This is a genomic window from Lacinutrix sp. C3R15, from assembly GCF_018860825.1.
Taxonomy (GTDB): domain Bacteria; phylum Bacteroidota; class Bacteroidia; order Flavobacteriales; family Flavobacteriaceae; genus Oceanihabitans.
The window spans coordinates 62,784-81,096 of sequence record NZ_JAHKPZ010000030.1; the positions used below are offsets into that span (position 1 = coordinate 62,784).

Genomic DNA, 18,313 nt, shown 5'->3' on the forward strand with positions numbered 1-18,313 from the left:
AACTATTACTTAAACAATCTTGTTTCTTTTACGATCTGTTTCAGACAACCAAATTTTACGTAAACGTAAGTGGTTTGGTGTTACTTCAACATACTCATCTTTTTGTATGTACTCTAAAGCTTCTTCTAAGCTAAATTTAATAGCTGGTACAATTTTAGCTTTATCATCTGCTCCAGAACTACGTACATTACTTTGCTTTTTAGCTTTAGTAATATTTACAGCCATATCATCTTGACGAGAGTTTTCACCAATTACCTGACCTTCATAAACACTTTCTCCTGGCTCAATAAAGAACTTACCTCTATCTTGTAATTTATCAATAGAATAAGGAATAGCTGTTCCGTTTTCCATAGATATTAAAGAACCAGAAACACGTCCAGGAATTGCTCCTTTTAATGGTTGGTATTCTTTAAAACGGTGTGCCATAATAGCCTCTCCTGCAGTTGCAGTTAGTAATTGGTTACGTAAACCAATAATACCACGAGAAGGAATCATAAATTCACAGATCATACGCTCTCCTTTAGCTTCCATACTTAGTAACTCTCCTTTACGTAAAGTTACAAACTCAACAGCTCTACCAGAAACGGTTTCAGGAAGATCAATAGTTAATTCTTCTATTGGCTCACATTTAACACCATCAATTTCTTTAATGATTACTTGTGGTTGCCCAATTTGTAATTCATAACCTTCACGACGCATGGTTTCAATTAATACCGATAAGTGTAATACACCACGACCAAAAACCATAAACTTATCTGCAGTAGCAGTTTCTCCTAAACGAAGTGCTAAGTTTTTTTCTAATTCTTTTTCTAAACGATCTTTAATATGACGAGAAGTAACAAACTTACCATCTTTACCAAAGAAAGGAGAATCATTAATTGTAAACAACATACTCATTGTAGGCTCATCTATAGCAATAGATTTTAAACCTTCAGGATTTTCTAAATCTGAAATAGTATCTCCAATTTCAAATCCTTCAACACCAACAAGTGCACATATATCTCCTGTTTGTACGCTTTCTACTTTTTTACGTCCTAGACCTTCAAAAACAAAAACTTCTTTTACTTTACTTTTTATAACAGTTCCATCTCTTTTTACTAAAGCGATTTGTTGTCCTTCAACAATAGTTCCTCTCTGTACTCTACCAATTGCAATACGACCAGTAAAAGAAGAGAAATCTAAAGATGTAATTAACATTTGCGTTGTTCCTTCTTCAAAAACTGGAGTTGGTACATGCTCGATAACCATATCTAATAATGGTTCAATGTTATCGGTTTCGTTTTTCCAATCATCACTCATCCAGTTGTTCTTTGCAGAACCATATACTGTTGGAAAATCTAGTTGCCATTCTTCAGCACCTAATTCAAACATTAAATCAAAAACTTTTTCATGTACTTCGTCTGGTGTACAGTTTTCTTTATCTACTTTATTTACAACTACACAAGGCTTTAAACCTAAGTCAATCGCTTTTTGTAATACAAAACGCGTTTGTGGCATTGGGCCTTCAAAAGCATCTACTAACAATACTACACCATCAGCCATGTTTAATACACGCTCTACCTCTCCACCAAAATCGGCGTGACCAGGAGTATCTATAATATTTATTTTTGTGTCTTTATAAACTACAGATACGTTTTTTGAAGTAATTGTAATCCCTCTTTCTCTTTCTAAATCATTGTTATCTAGAATTAAATCACCTGTGTTTTGGTTTTCTCTAAAGAGTTGACAATGGTACATGATCTTATCTACTAATGTAGTTTTACCATGATCTACGTGTGCAATAATTGCAATGTTTTTAATATTAGCCATAATTGTGCCTTATTTTAAGCGTGCAAATGTACATTATTTTCTTGTAAAATACGCATCTTATAAAGTATTTATAATTTCAATAAAATAAACTGAATTTCAACCTGTTAATAATCAGCTCAAAAAAAAGCCTGATTTTACCATATTAAAAACCACCTACACATTCTTTTAACATATGTGTTATTTTTTAGTTAATTATTTGTTATAATTCAAAATCACTGTAATTTTTATTACTACATTTCGTTCTAATAAAAAGAATAAATAAGTATCAAATTAGATTATCAAATTGCAAATTCCCCCTAACTAAAAAATTGAACATTATGAACCTAATTAATAAGTATTCAAAATTTATCCCTTATCTATACTACCTAACAATAATAGCATATTGGTTTACCTATATTAATAAAAGTGAAGGTCTTTCGGCTTACCCTATTTTATTATTTGGTATTCCTTTTATATTACAAATACTAAAACCTAACAAAAGACTTAATTTTGGTTTAGGGATTACTTTTGTTTGCTTATCTTCTTACATGATAATAGCATACGTTTCTGATTTTTTACAAATTATACAATTTTCTAATGCAACAAAACAACTTTTAGTTAACAGTGGTTTAATTGCCGTTGCTAACTTTATTATGGCGTTATGGATTATGAGAAATAGTATGAAAAAAAGTTTTTAATTTGATTACCTTTGTCGCTTAAATTTTAAGTAGATGAATCTTCAAGATATTCCAAAGATAAAACACACTAATTCTAACAATTTCTTTCTTTTAGCAGGACCTTGTGCTATTGAAAGTGAAGAAATGGCTTTTCGTATTGCCGAAAAAGTAGTAGAAATCACAAATAAACTAGAAATTCCTTACATCTTTAAAGGAAGTTTTAAAAAAGCAAACCGAAGTAGAATTGACAGTTTTACAGGTATTGGAGACCAAAAAGCTTTAGAAATTTTAAAGAAAGTTTCTGAAAAATTTGATGTACCAACAGTAACCGACATTCATGAAGCTAGCGATGCTGCTTTTGCTGCAAAATATGTAGATGTTTTACAAATTCCTGCTTTTTTGGTGCGTCAAACAGATTTGGTAGTTGCTGCTGCTAAAACAGGCAAAGTGGTAAACTTAAAAAAAGGACAATTTATGAGTCCGGAAGCCATGAAACATGCTGTACAAAAAGTAAAAGATTCTGGAAGTGATAAAGCTTGGATTACAGACAGAGGTACTATGTTTGGTTACCAAGATATGATTGTTGATTTTAGAGGCATACCAACCATGCGTCAATACGCACCTACTGTTTTAGATGTAACACACTCTTTACAACAACCAAACCAAAGTGTTGGTGTAACAGGAGGTAGACCAGAAATGATAGAAACTATTGCCAGAGCTGGAATTGTAAATAATGTAGATGGTTTATTTATTGAAACCCATTTTGATCCTGCAAATGCTAAAAGTGATGGCGCAAATATGTTGCATCTAGACAATTTAGAAAAGCTACTTACCAACTTGGTTGCTATTAGAAAAACCATAAATACATTATAATTCCCCAAAATTTTACTTACCATGAAGATTGCAACGCTAAGAACATTAGCTATATTAAGTCTTACACTATTTTCAATAACAACACAAGCGCAAGAAAAAACAGAAAGATATACCGCAAACAATAAAGGCAAATTTTTTATAAGCTGGGGTGGAAACAGAGAAACCTTCTCTAAGTCTGATATAAGATTTAAAGGAGACGGCTATGATTTTACCATTCATGATGCTTCTGCTGTAGACAAACCTAAAGGTTGGCATATAGATTACATAAACCCAACCAGAATGACAATACCACAAACCAATTTTAAAATTGGTTATTTTATTTCTGACAAATACAATATTTCATTAGGTGTTGACCATATGAAGTATGTTATGAAAGAAGATTTATATAAAAATGTTAGTGGATATATTAATTTACCTGCAGAGGAAGAAGGCAGTATTTTTAATCAAGAGTTTACCGGAGATCCTTATTTTGTTTCTGAAGAGTTTTTACAATTTGAACACACTAATGGTTTAAACTATGTGTATCTAGAACTAAATAGGTTTGATGATATTTCTGGCCTATTTAAAGTTAGTAATACCGATAAATTTCAACTAAACCTTACCGAAGGTTTAGGAGCAGGAATTTTATACCCAAAAACAAATACTACCCTTTTACAAAAAGATAGGTATGACGAGTTTCATTTAGCAGGTTATGGTATTTCTGCAAATGTTGGTCTTAACTTCACCTTTTTTAAATACTTTTTTATGGAAAGCTCTTTAAAAGGTGGTTTTATTAATATGCCAGACATAAGAACCACAAGCAATACTAACGAAAGTGCTTCACAACATTTTTGGTTTTTACAACGTATAATTTCGTTTGGAGCAAGGTTTAGAGTATAAATCAAAAGCCGTACTTTAAAATTATGTATAAAAGCTTTTATCTTTATGTGCATACACCTCTTGAAGAATTGCTATAAAAACAGCATCCTCAATATCTACTAAGGTTTTATAGCGTAGAGACTTTACTAATTTACGGTTTTCACTAACTAAATAGCTTTCATATTTTTTAGATAAATAAGCCGAATGCCAAAAACCAACATCTACAAATGCTTTTTTGTGGCTTGCATTTAAATAACATATTGGTTTGTTATTAATATAATAACAAGGAATTCGCCATTTATATTTTAATTCTACTTCTGGCAATGTATGCTCTATAACTGCTTGCAAATGCATTAAAATAGAACGATACGGCTCTGGTTGATTAACTATATATTGTGCTGCAGGATTCATATTCTTATTTTTTGTAAATTGCTATTATGAAGTTACTAATATCTACATTTTTATTTCTAATTACTTTAGTATGTTATTCTAATGTATACGAATACAATCCTATTGACAAAAAAGTAGCAAGCTATCCAGCTTTTACAGACACTCAAACTTTAGCCATTAGAATTTCTAACGATTTTAAAACAGACATCGAAAAAGCTAGAGCTGTTTTCACCTGGATTGCATTAAATATAGAATACAATGATGACTATAACAGCATCTATAACAATAATATTTATAAGGTTTACTATTCAGACTATCAAAAAAGTAGAGAACTAAAGAAAAAAGAAATAAATATAATAGAATATGTTTTAAATTCTAAAACCGCAAACTGTTATGGATATTCCATTCTTTATAAAACAATATGCAATAAACTAAATATAGAATCTCAAATAATTTATGGTTTAACAAAATCAGATATAAACGATATTGGTATTGACAGAGTTATTAAAGATCACGCTTGGAATATTGTAAAAATAAATAACAAATGGGAGCTTATTGATGTCACCTGGTCTGCAGGTTATCAAGACATGCAAACTAAAAAATTTATTAAAAGTTTCAACGATTTCTATTTCTTTACTGCTCCAGACAAATTTATAAATCACCATTTCCCTGCAAAACAAGAATGGCAATTAACACAGAAACCAGTGAAGTTAAAAGATTTCTTCGCTACTCCTATCTTCTACTCGCATTATTTTGATTCAAACCTAAAAATAGCAAAACAACATAGTGGTATAATTTATACCTCTAAAGATCAAAAGACTATTACTTTATATTTTGACGAGGTACCAAAGAAACCAATCTTGCACTATTTATTAGATAAAGATTTAAATGCAAAAAAAATATTCCTTAGAAAAAGTAAAGACAATAAATATTTTACAACAATAAGAGTTAAAAACAAAAATGCCAAGAACTTAACCGTCTTTAGTAACACAGAAGCGTGTATTGGTTTTAAAATTGAAACACAAAACAACAATCCTTAAATCTTAACAAAAAATTATGTTGGTAGTTTCCTTTAATTATATTTACTTTGTATTTCAAAGTACTTTTATATGGAAGCTAAAGATTATTTAAAAGATATTAGTGAGATTAAAAACCTAATGAATAAATCGTCGCGGTTTATTTCATTAAGCGGTTTATCTGGAATATTAGCAGGTATTTACGCACTTATTGGTGCAACTATTGCCTATTGGTTGGTAAAGAACCATAGTTATGGCACATTACTTTTAGATGGTTGGGTGTTTAGAACCTGCCTTTTAATCTTAGCTTTGGTTGCATTGTTTAGTATTGTAACTGCAATTTTTTTAACCACTAGAAAAGCAAAAAAAAATAATGAGAAAATCTGGGATGGCACTTCTAGAAGACTCATTCTTAATTTTTTAATTCCGCTAGTTACAGGTGGTCTTTATATATTAATTATTTTAGCACAACAAAAATACGGACAAGCAGGAGCCTTGATGTTACTATTTTATGGTCTTGCGTTAGTAAATGCTTCCAAATACAGTATTGGAGACATTAGATATTTAGGTTTTATAGAAATTATTTTAGGCTTAATTGGTGCGTTGTTACCAGGTTATGGATTTATCCTTTGGGTACTTGGCTTTGGTGTATTACACATTATTTACGGAACCATCATGTATTTTAAATACGATAAAAAATGAGCAAAGCAATAAAAACAGGAGTAATTGCAACAATATTAGTTTATGTTCTTGGTGTAACCTATACCTATTATTCTAATCAAAAATTTAGTCAAACTTTTGAAAAATTTGATATAAACAAAAATGGTTCTATAGATACTAGTGAAAAATCGGTACAAGCAGAATTATACCTTAGCCAAATGGCGAAACGAAAAACAAGCAACCAAGCTATTATTATACTAATACCTGTTTCTATACTAATTGGCTTTATTTGTTTTGCAATGGCTATTCTTTTTAACAAGATGAAAACCATTGACGATAATGAAATTAATTACCAATAGATGAGCATTCTAATAATTCTGATTCTAGCTATTCCATCCTACTTTTTATCGAAGTGGGTTTTAAAAAAGCGAAATCTAGGAAACGATAAAAACAGAAAACTAATAGCCATAATTCCAGCTATATTTTTGAGTCCTATAATTTATTTGGGATTAATTTATTTATGGATATTTTCAGTTTCGTATTACCCTTCCAATGATTTTGATAAACAAGAATGGGAAACAAATATTGAGGAAAGATATAAAATGTCTGAAGATATCATTGAAAGTAAAATATTAATAGGAAAAACAAAAGAAGAAATAATCGAATTATTAGGAAAAGATTTTTACACGTACAACCAAAATCACATGGCGTATGTAATTGGATTTGTTCCCAGACTTTTTAATATAGATCCAGACGTATTAGACATCTATTTTAAAAATGGAAAAGTAACTAAAGTAACGCAACACCAAACGTAACTTAAATAAAAAACTCCTGCCTATACAGTAAATACATGAGCATAATAACCAACATAAATAAAGCATTTGACCATAGAATTAGATTAGGCATCATGTCTATTTTAATGGTAAATGATTATGCCGATTTTAAAATGCTTAAAGAACTTCTAGACGTTACAGATGGTAATTTAGCAAGCCATACCAAAGCGCTTGAAAAAGTAGACTACATAACAGTAGAAAAACAATTTATTGGCAGAAAACCAAACACACGTTATGCTACCACTAAACAAGGTAGATTAGCATTTAAAAAACATATTGAAGCACTAGAAAAATTAATTAACAAACAATAACTTCCCTCCTTTGAGGGTACAATAAAAAGGGTTTTCCTTTTTTTTAATCTTTTGCTTTGAAATTCAAAGTACTTTTAAAATAATTAACTATGGAAGAAACACAAAAACAAAACACAAACAGATTTGGTAATTGGATAAAAACCTCTATTACCGCTAGAATGCTCATGATTGGTTTTTTAAGCATCGTATTACTTATTCCGCTATCATTTATAGAAAGTTTAATTACAGAACGTTCCTTTAGGCAACAAGACGTTGTAAATGAGATAAATCAAAAATGGGGAAATCACGTTTTAGTTTATGGCCCAATTTTAAAACTTCCGTATAAAACCTACAGCGAAACAAAAACCTACAACGAAAAAACAAAAACCTACTTTAAAGAAACCCAAACACATATTAATTATGCCTATATTTTTCCCGAAAAACTTAACGCAAAAACAACAGTAGAGTCTAAAACACTAAACAGAGGAAACTTTGAATCTGCAGTATTTTCAACAAATATGGATTTCACAGGAAATTATATCCCTACAGATCTTACTGCAAAAGGAATAAAAAAAGAAGACATCCTTTTTAATAAAGCAAGCATCATCATTAAAACCTCTAACCTAAAAGGAATTAAAAGTGAAATACTTTTAAAACTAAACAACAATACCTATTCCTTTCAAACCAATTTTAATGATTCCAACAAAAATAACCATCTCGATGTTTTAGAATCTGGCTTTATAAAAGAAGAAGATATTACCAAAACCCAAAACACCAATTTTAGTATCTCCATGTCCTTTAATGGTAGTAAGCAAATAGAAATCATCCCGATTGGTAAAACTACAACCATGCACATGACTTCTAATTGGGCAGACCCTAGTTTTATTGGCAACTATTTACCTAATGACGAAACCAAAACCATTACCAAAGACGGTTTTAAAGCAGATTGGAAAATATTACACATTAACAGAGCATTCTCACAACAACACCTTAACAAAATACCAAACCTCAATGCTTTCGCCTTCGGAACCAAATTTATGGTCATGGTAGACGAGTACCAAAAATCACAGCGTTCTGCTAAATACGGCTTTCTAGTCATAGGCTTAACCTTTCTTATTTTCTTCCTCATACAAACCATGAGTAAAATAAACATTCACCCATTTCAATATTTAATGATTGGTATTGCACTCACCATGTTTTATACCTTACTCGTTTCCATTTCAGAACACAGCAACTTTTTAAAAGCTTATCTCATTGCAGGAATTTCGGTAATTGCCCTAATCACACTCTATGCTAAATCCATTCTAAAAACATTAAAATTCCCACTATTTATAGGTGTGTCATTAACCGCATTATACACCTTTATTTATGTAATTATTCAACTAGAAAACTATGCACTATTGGTTGGTAGCATTGGTTTATTCTTCATACTAGCAACAGTCATGTTTGTATCTAGAAAAATAGATTGGACCAACGGATAATAAAATAATAATAATTTTGGCGTTACCCGCTTTCGCGAAAAGCTTCAGAGGGTCGGGCTCTCACTACTCGCTTTTTTGTATGGCAACTTTAGCGTAATCCATGATCTTGTATCACAAAAAGAGCTCAAACAAACCGTTTCATCCCTAACGCAAATAGTAACAAACTAGAAGCTGCAGAACAAGAAAAACCACCTCCTATTCCATTTTCAAAAGAAAAACGGAATCCAATCCTTCCTTAAAAAAAGGAAGAGAATTAAAATTAGAAGTCTTATTTAAAATAGAAGAAAAACAAATACCAATGTTGTTCTAAAACAAAGAATTAAATAATAGAAATAAATCAAGAACAAAGTAACATCATAAACACCTTCCTTTTTTCAAGGGAAGGTGAATTTGATTTCTAAAAAGAAATCAAAGACGGAAAAACTCAAAAATTAAAAACTAACACATAGTGATGTAAAATGAAACTACAATTAAACAAAAACTACCTAATCGCTTCCATAATCTTTTTTATAATAGAAGCTTTAATTGCAATCTTTTTAAAAGAAGGCTTTATTCGCCATACTTTTGGAGATTATTTAGTCGTCATGCTTCTCTATTGTATATTTAAAAGTTTCCTTAAAACCAAGCCCTTTTACCTTGCAACAGTAGTTTTAATAATAGCATTTAGCATTGAGTTTTTACAACTAACAAGCTTTTTAACTATTTTAAAACTTCAAAATAACACTATAGCCAAACTAATTTTAGGAAGCACCTTTAGCGCATCAGACTTAATAGCCTATACACTTGGTGTAATTTCTATTCTTATTTATGAAAAGGCTGCTAATTTTAAAACATCATTTAAAAATATGTATACAAATCATTTTTAAAACCTATTGCATCATCAAACACAACTCTCCTTTTTATTAAATATATATTATAACTAGTTTTTACGTATATTTACATTGTATTGATTAATAGCAAATTATACCTCTATCTACTCGTAGACAAATTATTATGTTAGAATAAATTAAATAACAAATATTTAATTTAATCTATAATTTCTATGACCAATACCCTAACAAAAAAGAGACAACTAGCTTGTATCATGTTTACTGATATTGTTGGCTATACTTCATTAATGAGTAAAGATGAAGGCATAGCACTTAAAACACTTGATGAAAACAGAATAATTCATCGTTCAATAATTAAAAAATATGATGGCGAGTGGATTAAAGAGTTAGGAGATGGTATACTAGCTATCTTTTCTACTGCTACAGATGCCGTTTCTGCTGCTTCAGAAATACATATTGCCACAAAAAACAATCCAAACCTTAACATAAGAATTGGGTTACACCTAAGCGAAATTATTTATGAAAATGGCGATATTTTTGGAGATGGTGTTAATATAGCTTCCCGAGTAGAACCTACTGCTCCTTCTGGTGGCACACATATTACACATGCTGTACAAAGTAACCTCTACAACAAAAAAGGTATTGAAACCAAGTTTATTGGTGCGTTTAAATTAAAAAACGTCAAAGAAGACATAAAAATTTACCAAGTAGTAGTAACCGATGCTTTTGAAAGTAGCATCAATATACAAGCAGATGGTTTCTTTACAAATACCAACGACATATTAAAAAAAAGCATTGCTGTAATGCCTTTTACCAATATGACAAATGATCCTGATCAAGAATACTTTTGCGAAGGGATAGCAGAAGATATTTTAATTGTACTTTCTAACATAAAAGACTTAAAAATTACGGGAAGAAGTTCTTCTTTTAGATTTAAAAACAGTGAATTATCACAAAAAGAAATAAGTAAAATACTAAACGTTAACCATATTCTAGAAGGTAGCGTTAGAAGAAGCGGAAACAGACTCAGAATAAATGCTCACTTAATAAATGTACAGGAAAACAGTCAAATTTGGGCAGAACGCTATGATAGAGAATTAACCGATATTTTTGAAATACAAGATGATATCGCTAATAAAATTTCAAAAAATCTTAAAGTTACCTTATTAGAAAACACCAATAAAGTAAACCCTGTAAATATGGAAGCGTATGAAATGCTTTTAAAAGGCAGGTATTACGAAGAAAAATTTATTCAAGGTTTTGATAAAGCCCTTACCTGTTACTCCAGAGCCATAGAGCTAGAACCCAATTATGCAGAAGCCTATGCTGCTTTGGCAAATATTCATTTTCTATTTACTATGTATCTTATTCACTCTCCAAGAAATGGATTTAGTAAAGCGCAATATTATGCAGATAAAGCATTATCTATAAATAATGAAATTGCAGCAGCCCATTTTTTAATTGGTCAGATTAATTTTTGGTACCATTGGGATTTCCAGAAAGCAAAAGACCATTACATAAAAGCTTCACAAGCAAGTGTACCTTTTTATTTTACAGGTGTTGCTATAGACCCATGGTATCATGCCTTTGCTAAAGGAGATTTTGAAGCTGCTGTAAATGCAACGTTAACCATCATGGAAACCAACCCGCTTTCTTATTTCTATCAATTTTTATTAGGCTGCTTTTATACTTGGGGAAAACAAGCACATAAAGCTAGAAAAGTACTAGACAACTTGCTTTTAGCTATTCCTAACCACTCCGATGCCCAACGTTTATTAGCCTATAATAGCTTACTGGAAAACGATAGCAAAAGAGCTGTAACCGAAGCCAGAAAAGCTGCAGATTTAGCACACGGACTAGGGTGGTCGCAAATAACCTTAAGTATTGCATTAGCACAAAATGGAGACCATGAAGAATCAATAGCCATTTTAAACAATTTGCAATCTAACCAAGAACAAGTAAATATTTCTCCTCTAGGCATAGGACTTATTTACGCGTATTTAAACGATTTTGACAATGCCTTTTTATACCTCAACAAAGCAATTACATATAAAGACAGCTGGATAATTGCTTTAAAGTATGGTCCTGAATTTAATCCGCTACGTAGCGACGCAAGATTCGCTACCCTTTTAGAGCAAATTAATTATCCTAAATAGACCTATTGTAGATATAACAAGAATTATCAAGACATTGTATTATGACAAAGCTACCAACCAACCATTTAAAACTAGGACAGGAATATATTGCTGCAGATGAAGACGCTATCATTAAAGAAATGATAAATGAAATGCAAGCACAAATGAACAGATTGTATGCCAATAAAAAAATGCTACGCCAAATACACACCAAAATGCATGGCTGTGTTAAAGCTAAATTTATTATTGAACCAAACTTAGATACCAAGTATAAAGTTGGTGTTTTTAAAGAACCTAAAACCTTCGCTAGTTGGGTGCGTTTTTCTAATTCGCAATCACAACCTAAACCAGATAAGAAAAAAGATATTCGTGGTATAGCTATTAAACTAATGGGTGTTGCTGGTGAAAAAATACTTAATGATAAAAGACACGAAACAACGCATGATTTTTTATTAATGAGTAGCGAAACCTTTTTTTCAAAAAACATTAAAGAATTTAGAGGTACATTAAAAGCATCTACTGCCAAAAGCAAATTAAAACTCGCACTATACTTCTTAAATCCAAAACACTGGAGCATTCTTAAAAGACTCATGAAAACCTTTGTAAAATGTAACAACCCTTTAAGTATTCCGTATTGGAGCACACAGCCATATCGTTTTGGTCTAAAAAAGGAAACTGTTAAGTATTTTTTAAAACCATCTGCAGATAATATCTATATAAATGAAAATATAAAAGAGCCTGATTATTTAAAAATTAATATGGCACAAACTCTAAACAATCATGCAGCTAAATTTGATTTCTATGTGCAATTTCAAACAGATGCTACTAGCATGCCTATTGAAGACCCAACAGTACCATGGACTTCAGAATTTGTAAAACTAGCCACCTTAGAAATTGTACCTCAACAGTTTGACACCAACAAACAAATAAAATTTGGTGAAAACCTTTCTTTTAATAGCTGGCATGCACTACCAGAGCACAGACCTTTAGGTAGTTTTAATCGTGCTAGAAAGCGTGTGTATGAATACATGTCTGCTTATAGACATAGTAAAAACGGCGTTTTAGAAGTAGAACCCAAAGAAGATGCTTCTTTTTTTAAAGACACTTACAAACATAAAGAACATACTATTCCTCAAGAAATACCAAAGAAAAAGATATTAAAAAGATCTGCTCAAGTACTTGTAAACTGCTCTAAACCTGCTGCTTTTACATTTATTTCTAGCAATAACGAATTGCCTAACTGGTTAAAAAAATATGCTACCATTCCTGCTGTTATTAATACCGAAGTTATAAAAGGCCCTTACAATCAAATTGGAGCAAAACGAAAAGTTTTTTTTGACCATAAGCAGTCTACTATAGAAGAGCTTATAAAGTATAATCCTTATGCTAATTACGCTTATAGAATTACAGAATTTAATAACTCTATAAAACACTTTTCTAAACTAGCCTATGGCCAAATTTGGTTTGATACCATTGACGATAAAACTAGAATTACTTGGGATTATTCTTTTACCTATAAAAACATTTTTGCCAGAATAATGTTAAGCATCATACTCTCTCTTGTTTTCAAAAAATTTATGCAAGCAAGCTTGATACACGCTAAAGAATATATTGAAAATGGCGATTAAAAATTAATAATAATAATTAAATCTTTTTCCTATGAACAACTCTAAATCAAACACTATTAACCTAACAAATATCTTATCTTTAAAATCTTTACTTTGGAAAATATTTGGAGTAGTTTTTGCTGTTATTGCTATTAAAGGCTTTATGATTCCTAATCATTTTCTAGATGGAGGTTTGCTAGGAATCTCTATCTTGATTCATGAGTTTTATCATATTAATGTTGGTATACCTTTAATTCTTTTAAATATACCTTTTGTAATATTAAGCTATAAAAAAATAGGCAAAAATTTTGCAATACATTCATTATTATCTCTTTTCTTTCTGGGTATATTTCTAAGTGTTCTACCTGTTCCTGCAGTAACACATGACCATTTTTTAACCGCAGCCTTTGGAGGTGTTTTTGTTGGTCTTGGCATAGGTTTTGTAATTCGTGGTGGAGGTGTAATTGATGGTCTTGAAGTGTTGGCAGATTTTACACATAAAGAGTTTGGTTTAAGCACTTCAGAAATAATAATAGCCATTAACACTGTAGTGTTTTTAGTCATTGCCCTTTACTTAGGAATTGAAAAAGCAATGTACTCAATACTTACTTTTTTCACTGCTGTTAAAGTTTCGGATTATGTAGTAGATGGGTTTGAAAAACTAATTTCTTTAACTATAATTTCTCCTAACCCAGAAATAATAAAAAAACTTATAGTAAACGATTTTAATAAAGCTATAACTGTGTATAAAGGAGAGCGTGGTAATTTACCTGGCTCTTATGGTATAAAGCACGATTGTGACATTGTAGTTACTGTAGTAACAAGATTAGAAGTGCATAAAATAAAAAAGGCTATTAAACGCATAGACCCAAAAGCATTTATGTTTGTTTTAAACATTAAAGAAGTTGGTGGCGGAATTACCAGTAAAAAGAAACACCACTAAATAGTATAATATTATAAAGATAAAAAAAAGAACCTAGTATAAATTTAAGTAATTTACAAACTACAAATATAACGTATGCTTGTAATAGAAGGAAAGAAAAAATAAGCACCTCCTTTTATGGTTATAAATCTTTTTAAATTTTTTTCTGTTTTATTAATTGGATCTCCTTGCTGTGTAAATTGTTGCTCCTGGCCTTTCTTAGGGTTTTCAACCACACCAATTATAGGATCTGGATCACTATACAATTGTTTTATTTTTGGGTAATTAGACCAAGTGTATTGTAAAAACTCAAACTGCCTACTTATATCTGCACTAAAACAATTAAAGTATAAACCAACATCTCCTTTAGGTTTGTTATTTGTTGGTGTACCTATAATTTGATCTCCATACAATCTTGCTCTACGTATTAAACGATGACGATTACTTAATAACAGTGATTTTTTTGGCGTATCTGTTTCAAAACTATCTCTAGGATTCATTCTGCGTAAATGCGAGCCAAACGGACATTTTAAACCTTTAGGATCATCTTTAGCATATAAAAAATCATTTTCATCACTAGTACCACCAGGATCTTTATCTGGAAATTTAGAAAGAGGAGCACCACTTGGCCATCTACCTACCATTTTAGATGCCAGTTTTGTACTTTCTGCTTCGTTTATTGATCCATCTGCATTGCGTGTTCTATCATTCATAAAATTCCAAAAGCCTTCTACATCTTGTTGCATTTGCCTAATAATAAAATAGCTTCCGTTTTTACCTAAATCTTTTTTTCCTGTTTTTAAAGGGCTTGGTGGCAATAAATTCATATTCCCTTGAGGTTTTTCAATGGTTGGAGAATCTGGATATACCTTATAATTATTTTTATATCCTAAAACAAACTCACCAGGATTAACACTGTTGTGCTCTGGACCTATTCTTCCGCTTCCCTTAATTATTGGTTGCGCTATACCATCTCTAAAACCAAAATGCTCTTTATTATCTTTTAAAGTAAGTCCGTCTAAATTTCTATATTCTTCTAACCCATGAGACTCAAATTCATCTTTAAGCGAGTTATAATACGCTAAACAAGTGGCTTCATCTTTTCCAAAAACCAAAAGCACAAGTTGTACAGGTTCATTTTTTAATCCTCCCCAAAGCCAATTTTCTGGTGAACTACTATCAATATCACCTAACAAACTTGTTCTGTGTACCGTTGTCATACCTTCTTTAAAAGGAGGTGAAAAAGTGTTTATATTTTCTTGTGAAAGCCCTAATGCTGAAAGCCCGTTAGGAGCAAAAGCAATATTAAGACAAGTATCTGGCAATTCATCTTTTGCAACTATAGAGGCATTTGTAATTTGATTACAAATAGAGTTTATCCACTTTTTAGCAGCCTTAGGATTGTTTACTTTTAGTAAAGTAAATCTAGAATATTTCATATTACCATAGGCTCTAAAAATATACCCTTGCACGTCTTTTAATTCTATTGTTTGCATTTTTTTTTAAATTAGTTCGAATAGTTTTTTTGCTTTTTTATTATTCAGGTTTTTAGAAAACAATACTCTTATTTGGCTGTTATTATTTACATTTTTTATAGATAAACTTGGGTAGGCAGAATACCAAATTTGCGTTGGCAATTCAGAATCTCTACTCCATGCTAAAAAATGTTCTTCATCATAAGCGCCACCTGTTAACAAAAAGCGTGTTTTAGGAAACACTTTGGTATTAGAAAAAATACCTGTAAGTCCCCAGCCGCTTTGATCTATAAAATCTCCTAAGTATTGCTGCCAGCTACCATCAAAATTGCTAAAAAAGAGCACTCTTTTATTATCATCAAACAATACCCAACGTGCAAAATGTATAGTAGGAATACCCATAAGTTCTCCTTTTACAAACTTTATTGGTATTAAGGTTTTAGCAAAAAGCATCATTGCTTTAAAGGTTATTAAACGTACTGTACCTTCTTTCATTTCTACCAACTGCGAAAACTGATTTTGGTAATTAATTACTTTATCTTTTACTAAAACACCAGCTACAGATTGCTCTTCTTTACTTAAATCTTCACCACTAGTTAGGTCTTCATACTCTTCCAAGATTTTAATTTTATCTGCATTTAAATCACTTCTAGTTTTGGTATAATGTTGGTCTTTTCTTTCATAAGCAAACTCTACTATTAAAATCCAGACAATAATTAATGGCAATAAAGCAAGCAAAACAATTACTAGTAAAGCAAACTTAAACCAATTGGTTTTTGGCATACTGTACTTTGTATTAAGGATGGAAAAAGCCGCATTAGCACGCGTTTCCTTTTTTAATTGTTGATGAATTTGTTGTGCGGTTAAACCCTTCCAGTTTTCTGTATCTAATTTTTTTCGCAAATACATTCTTAAATCTTGCTCTTCTCTTATTTGTTTTAGGCTTCTACCTGGACTTCCTTTATAAAAAGCAGAAACTTTTATCATGTGTTTCTTAAAAAAAACAGCTCTTGTTTTTGGAGTACAATCCTTTGGTTCAGGATAACCTATACAACAAGAATATATTTCATCAATTAACTGGTGATCCATATCACTACTTAAATCAGTAATATGTGCTAATACCTTACCATCAAAATTAGAAGAAAAGACTAGTTTAGGGTTTCTTTTTGTTTCGTTAAAAAAAACAGTGTTTTTGTCATCTATAACCAACCACCTTAGGTAGTGTATGTTATTATTTTTTTCAAACAATTCATGTTCTCCTTTTTCTAACCTGTACTTCATATTAGAAAGCACTTTATACAATGCTGCCAGTTTTTCTGGTTTAATAGGCGTTACTAGAGTTAATGGATTTTGCTGGCTCATTTTAAAAGAACATTGGTTAGTTGTTAATTACTTCTTTGCTTTTTAAATATTCAAAATACCGTAAAGTTCCTTTGCTACCAGAATTTACAAGATTGGTTTTATCTTGATCTGTAAGGTTAAAATCTGTAGCAGAAATACCCAAATCATCAATAAAAACAGTTCTATCTACCAGATGGCTTTCTTCAAACAAATCAATATCTTGTGCATTCATTAAGGTGTCAAACAGGTGTTTTATATACCTAAATATCCACATGCCATATTTAAACTCTGCTTGATACATCATTTTTTTAAAGCCATGAATTTTTTCTGTGGCTAGTTTTTCTTCATTTTGGTTATCAAAACTTTCATATATTTTTTTAGGCTCTAAAAACAACCCTAAAGACTCTTGATGATATTCTACTGGGTTTTCATGAAAGCGAGGTTTATCAAAAAAAGATAAGGGATAATTAAAAATCACACCTCCATCTACATAAATATGATTGTTAGGAATATTATTAGAAAACTGCCAACCTTTAAAGAAAAAAGGAATAGACATAGAAGCTCTAATAGCTTCTGCAACAATACAATCTGGAGTTTTATAATTAGAAAATTCGCAAATATTTTTAGTATTTAAATCGGAAGCAAAAACAATAATTTCTTTGCATCCTGCTTTTTCAAAATCACTAAAAGTGGCTTTCTTAGGAAGACCTAACGAAGAAGCCGCATAGCATTTATAAATAAATTGAAGAATAGCATCACCTGTATACAAACCATATTTAGTAAAAATCCGTAAAGGATTCCAGCCATTTTTAAAAGATTTAAAATCTAACTGACGCATTAACGCTTCAATTTTAGCTGGAGATAATTGCAAAGCAATCATTAAAGCAACAATAGCTCCTGCTGAAGTTCCGGAGACACGTTTAATACCTTTATAAATACCTGCTTTGTCTAATTCTTTTAATGCACCTACATATGCAATACCTTTAACGCCTCCTCCTTTTAATGCTAAGTTGTTGATTTTCATACCTATAGTTTCAACTAAATTTACAATTTTTTATAATACAAATCATAAAAAAATAAATATAAACAACTAACAAACAGCTATTTACACGTATTTAGTCACTAGAAAGGCTATTA

18 protein-coding genes are annotated in these 18,313 nt (G+C 30.8%); 13 read left to right on the forward strand and 5 right to left on the reverse strand.

Annotation, left to right across the window (positions count from 1 at the left end):
• Window positions 1-9: 9 nt before the first annotated feature.
• On the reverse strand, window positions 10-1,809 hold the full coding sequence (typA, locus tag KO494_RS08965) for a translational GTPase TypA (protein ID WP_215967266.1): 1,800 nt from the start codon (window positions 1,807-1,809) through the stop codon (window positions 10-12).
• Between the two features lie 317 nt (window positions 1,810-2,126).
• Between typA and KO494_RS08970 the strand changes: the two genes are divergently transcribed.
• The 3 genes from KO494_RS08970 to KO494_RS08980 are packed head-to-tail and all read left to right on the forward strand — an operon-like array spanning window position 2,127 to window position 4,217.
• Window positions 2,127-2,486 (forward strand): hypothetical protein, encoded by a 360-nt coding sequence (locus tag KO494_RS08970; RefSeq protein WP_215967267.1) that lies wholly within the window; start codon window positions 2,127-2,129, stop codon window positions 2,484-2,486.
• 33 nt (window positions 2,487-2,519) lie between these two features.
• Window positions 2,520-3,338: a 3-deoxy-8-phosphooctulonate synthase gene (kdsA, locus tag KO494_RS08975; RefSeq protein ID WP_215967268.1), complete on the forward strand. Its 819-nt coding sequence runs from the start codon at window positions 2,520-2,522 to the stop codon at window positions 3,336-3,338.
• A gap of 21 nt (window positions 3,339-3,359) precedes the next feature.
• Window positions 3,360-4,217, forward strand: a complete 858-nt coding sequence (locus tag KO494_RS08980; protein ID WP_215967269.1) for a hypothetical protein — start codon at window positions 3,360-3,362, stop codon at window positions 4,215-4,217.
• 21 nt (window positions 4,218-4,238) lie between these two features.
• On the opposite strand, the gene KO494_RS08985 is transcribed toward KO494_RS08980, so the two are convergent.
• Window positions 4,239-4,607 carry a DUF1801 domain-containing protein gene (locus KO494_RS08985; RefSeq protein WP_215967270.1) on the reverse strand — a complete coding sequence of 123 codons (369 nt, stop codon included), beginning with the start codon at window positions 4,605-4,607 and terminating at the stop codon, window positions 4,239-4,241.
• A gap of 26 nt (window positions 4,608-4,633) precedes the next feature.
• Between KO494_RS08985 and KO494_RS08990 the strand changes: the two genes are divergently transcribed.
• The 10 genes from KO494_RS08990 (at window position 4,634) to KO494_RS09035 (ending at window position 14,381) form a co-directional block, all read left to right on the forward strand.
• On the forward strand, window positions 4,634-5,626 hold the full coding sequence (locus tag KO494_RS08990) for a transglutaminase domain-containing protein (protein ID WP_215967271.1): 993 nt from the start codon (window positions 4,634-4,636) through the stop codon (window positions 5,624-5,626).
• Between the two features lie 69 nt (window positions 5,627-5,695).
• Window positions 5,696-6,304, forward strand: a complete 609-nt coding sequence (locus KO494_RS08995; RefSeq protein ID WP_215967272.1) for a hypothetical protein — start codon at window positions 5,696-5,698, stop codon at window positions 6,302-6,304.
• On the forward strand, window positions 6,301-6,621 hold the full coding sequence (locus tag KO494_RS09000) for a hypothetical protein (RefSeq protein ID WP_215967273.1): 321 nt from the start codon (window positions 6,301-6,303) through the stop codon (window positions 6,619-6,621). Before KO494_RS08995 ends, KO494_RS09000 begins: the two co-directional genes overlap by 4 nt.
• On the forward strand, window positions 6,622-7,077 hold the full coding sequence (locus KO494_RS09005) for a hypothetical protein (RefSeq protein WP_215967274.1): 456 nt from the start codon (window positions 6,622-6,624) through the stop codon (window positions 7,075-7,077).
• Window positions 7,078-7,112: 35 nt separating this feature from the next.
• Window positions 7,113-7,406, forward strand: coding sequence for a transcriptional regulator (locus tag KO494_RS09010; protein WP_215967275.1), 294 nt, complete (start codon window positions 7,113-7,115; stop codon window positions 7,404-7,406).
• Window positions 7,407-7,495: 89 nt separating this feature from the next.
• On the forward strand, window positions 7,496-8,866 hold the full coding sequence (gene creD, locus KO494_RS09015; protein WP_215967276.1) for a cell envelope integrity protein CreD: 1,371 nt from the start codon (window positions 7,496-7,498) through the stop codon (window positions 8,864-8,866).
• 458 nt (window positions 8,867-9,324) lie between these two features.
• A complete protein-coding gene (locus tag KO494_RS09020) occupies window positions 9,325-9,732 on the forward strand; it encodes a DUF2809 domain-containing protein (RefSeq protein ID WP_215967277.1) in 408 nt (135 codons plus the stop codon).
• Window positions 9,733-9,908: 176 nt separating this feature from the next.
• The gene (locus KO494_RS09025) at window positions 9,909-11,852 is read left to right on the forward strand and encodes an adenylate/guanylate cyclase domain-containing protein (RefSeq protein ID WP_215967278.1); all 1,944 of its coding nucleotides are present in this window, start codon (window positions 9,909-9,911) and stop codon (window positions 11,850-11,852) included.
• 41 nt (window positions 11,853-11,893) lie between these two features.
• On the forward strand, window positions 11,894-13,459 hold the full coding sequence (locus KO494_RS09030; RefSeq protein ID WP_215967279.1) for a hypothetical protein: 1,566 nt from the start codon (window positions 11,894-11,896) through the stop codon (window positions 13,457-13,459).
• Window positions 13,460-13,490: 31 nt separating this feature from the next.
• Window positions 13,491-14,381 (forward strand): YitT family protein, encoded by an 891-nt coding sequence (locus KO494_RS09035; protein WP_215967280.1) that lies wholly within the window; start codon window positions 13,491-13,493, stop codon window positions 14,379-14,381.
• A 53-nt stretch (window positions 14,382-14,434) separates the two neighbouring features.
• Here KO494_RS09035 and KO494_RS09040 read toward each other — a convergent pair whose 3' ends face one another.
• The 3 genes from KO494_RS09040 to KO494_RS09050 are packed head-to-tail and all read right to left on the reverse strand — an operon-like array spanning window position 14,435 to window position 18,200.
• Window positions 14,435-15,856, reverse strand: coding sequence for a Dyp-type peroxidase (locus KO494_RS09040; protein WP_215967281.1), 1,422 nt, complete (start codon window positions 15,854-15,856; stop codon window positions 14,435-14,437).
• 6 nt (window positions 15,857-15,862) lie between these two features.
• Complete coding sequence (locus KO494_RS09045; RefSeq protein ID WP_215967282.1) at window positions 15,863-17,197, reverse strand: hypothetical protein; 1,335 nt, start codon at window positions 17,195-17,197, stop codon at window positions 15,863-15,865.
• 16 nt (window positions 17,198-17,213) lie between these two features.
• Window positions 17,214-18,200, reverse strand: a complete 987-nt coding sequence (locus KO494_RS09050; RefSeq protein ID WP_215967283.1) for a patatin-like phospholipase family protein — start codon at window positions 18,198-18,200, stop codon at window positions 17,214-17,216.
• Between the last annotated feature and the right edge of the window lie 113 nt (window positions 18,201-18,313).

Excerpts from the sequence above, each read along its gene's own strand:
- typA (WP_215967266.1), bottom strand. The coding sequence starts at position 1,809 with ATGGCTAATATTAAAAACATTGCAATTATTGCACACGTAGATCATGGT.
- KO494_RS08970 (WP_215967267.1), top strand. The coding sequence starts at position 2,127 with ATGAACCTAATTAATAAGTATTCAAAATTTATCCCTTATCTATACTAC.
- kdsA (WP_215967268.1), top strand. The coding sequence starts at position 2,520 with ATGAATCTTCAAGATATTCCAAAGATAAAACACACTAATTCTAACAAT.
- KO494_RS08980 (WP_215967269.1), top strand. The coding sequence starts at position 3,360 with ATGAAGATTGCAACGCTAAGAACATTAGCTATATTAAGTCTTACACTA.
- KO494_RS08985 (WP_215967270.1), bottom strand. The coding sequence starts at position 4,607 with ATGAATCCTGCAGCACAATATATAGTTAATCAACCAGAGCCGTATCGT.
- KO494_RS08990 (WP_215967271.1), top strand. The coding sequence starts at position 4,634 with ATGAAGTTACTAATATCTACATTTTTATTTCTAATTACTTTAGTATGT.
- KO494_RS08995 (WP_215967272.1), top strand. The coding sequence starts at position 5,696 with ATGGAAGCTAAAGATTATTTAAAAGATATTAGTGAGATTAAAAACCTA.
- KO494_RS09000 (WP_215967273.1), top strand. The coding sequence starts at position 6,301 with ATGAGCAAAGCAATAAAAACAGGAGTAATTGCAACAATATTAGTTTAT.
- KO494_RS09005 (WP_215967274.1), top strand. The coding sequence starts at position 6,622 with ATGAGCATTCTAATAATTCTGATTCTAGCTATTCCATCCTACTTTTTA.
- KO494_RS09010 (WP_215967275.1), top strand. The coding sequence starts at position 7,113 with ATGAGCATAATAACCAACATAAATAAAGCATTTGACCATAGAATTAGA.
- creD (WP_215967276.1), top strand. The coding sequence starts at position 7,496 with ATGGAAGAAACACAAAAACAAAACACAAACAGATTTGGTAATTGGATA.
- KO494_RS09020 (WP_215967277.1), top strand. The coding sequence starts at position 9,325 with ATGAAACTACAATTAAACAAAAACTACCTAATCGCTTCCATAATCTTT.
- KO494_RS09025 (WP_215967278.1), top strand. The coding sequence starts at position 9,909 with ATGACCAATACCCTAACAAAAAAGAGACAACTAGCTTGTATCATGTTT.
- KO494_RS09030 (WP_215967279.1), top strand. The coding sequence starts at position 11,894 with ATGACAAAGCTACCAACCAACCATTTAAAACTAGGACAGGAATATATT.
- KO494_RS09035 (WP_215967280.1), top strand. The coding sequence starts at position 13,491 with ATGAACAACTCTAAATCAAACACTATTAACCTAACAAATATCTTATCT.
- KO494_RS09040 (WP_215967281.1), bottom strand. The coding sequence starts at position 15,856 with ATGCAAACAATAGAATTAAAAGACGTGCAAGGGTATATTTTTAGAGCC.
- KO494_RS09045 (WP_215967282.1), bottom strand. The coding sequence starts at position 17,197 with ATGAGCCAGCAAAATCCATTAACTCTAGTAACGCCTATTAAACCAGAA.
- KO494_RS09050 (WP_215967283.1), bottom strand. The coding sequence starts at position 18,200 with ATGAAAATCAACAACTTAGCATTAAAAGGAGGAGGCGTTAAAGGTATT.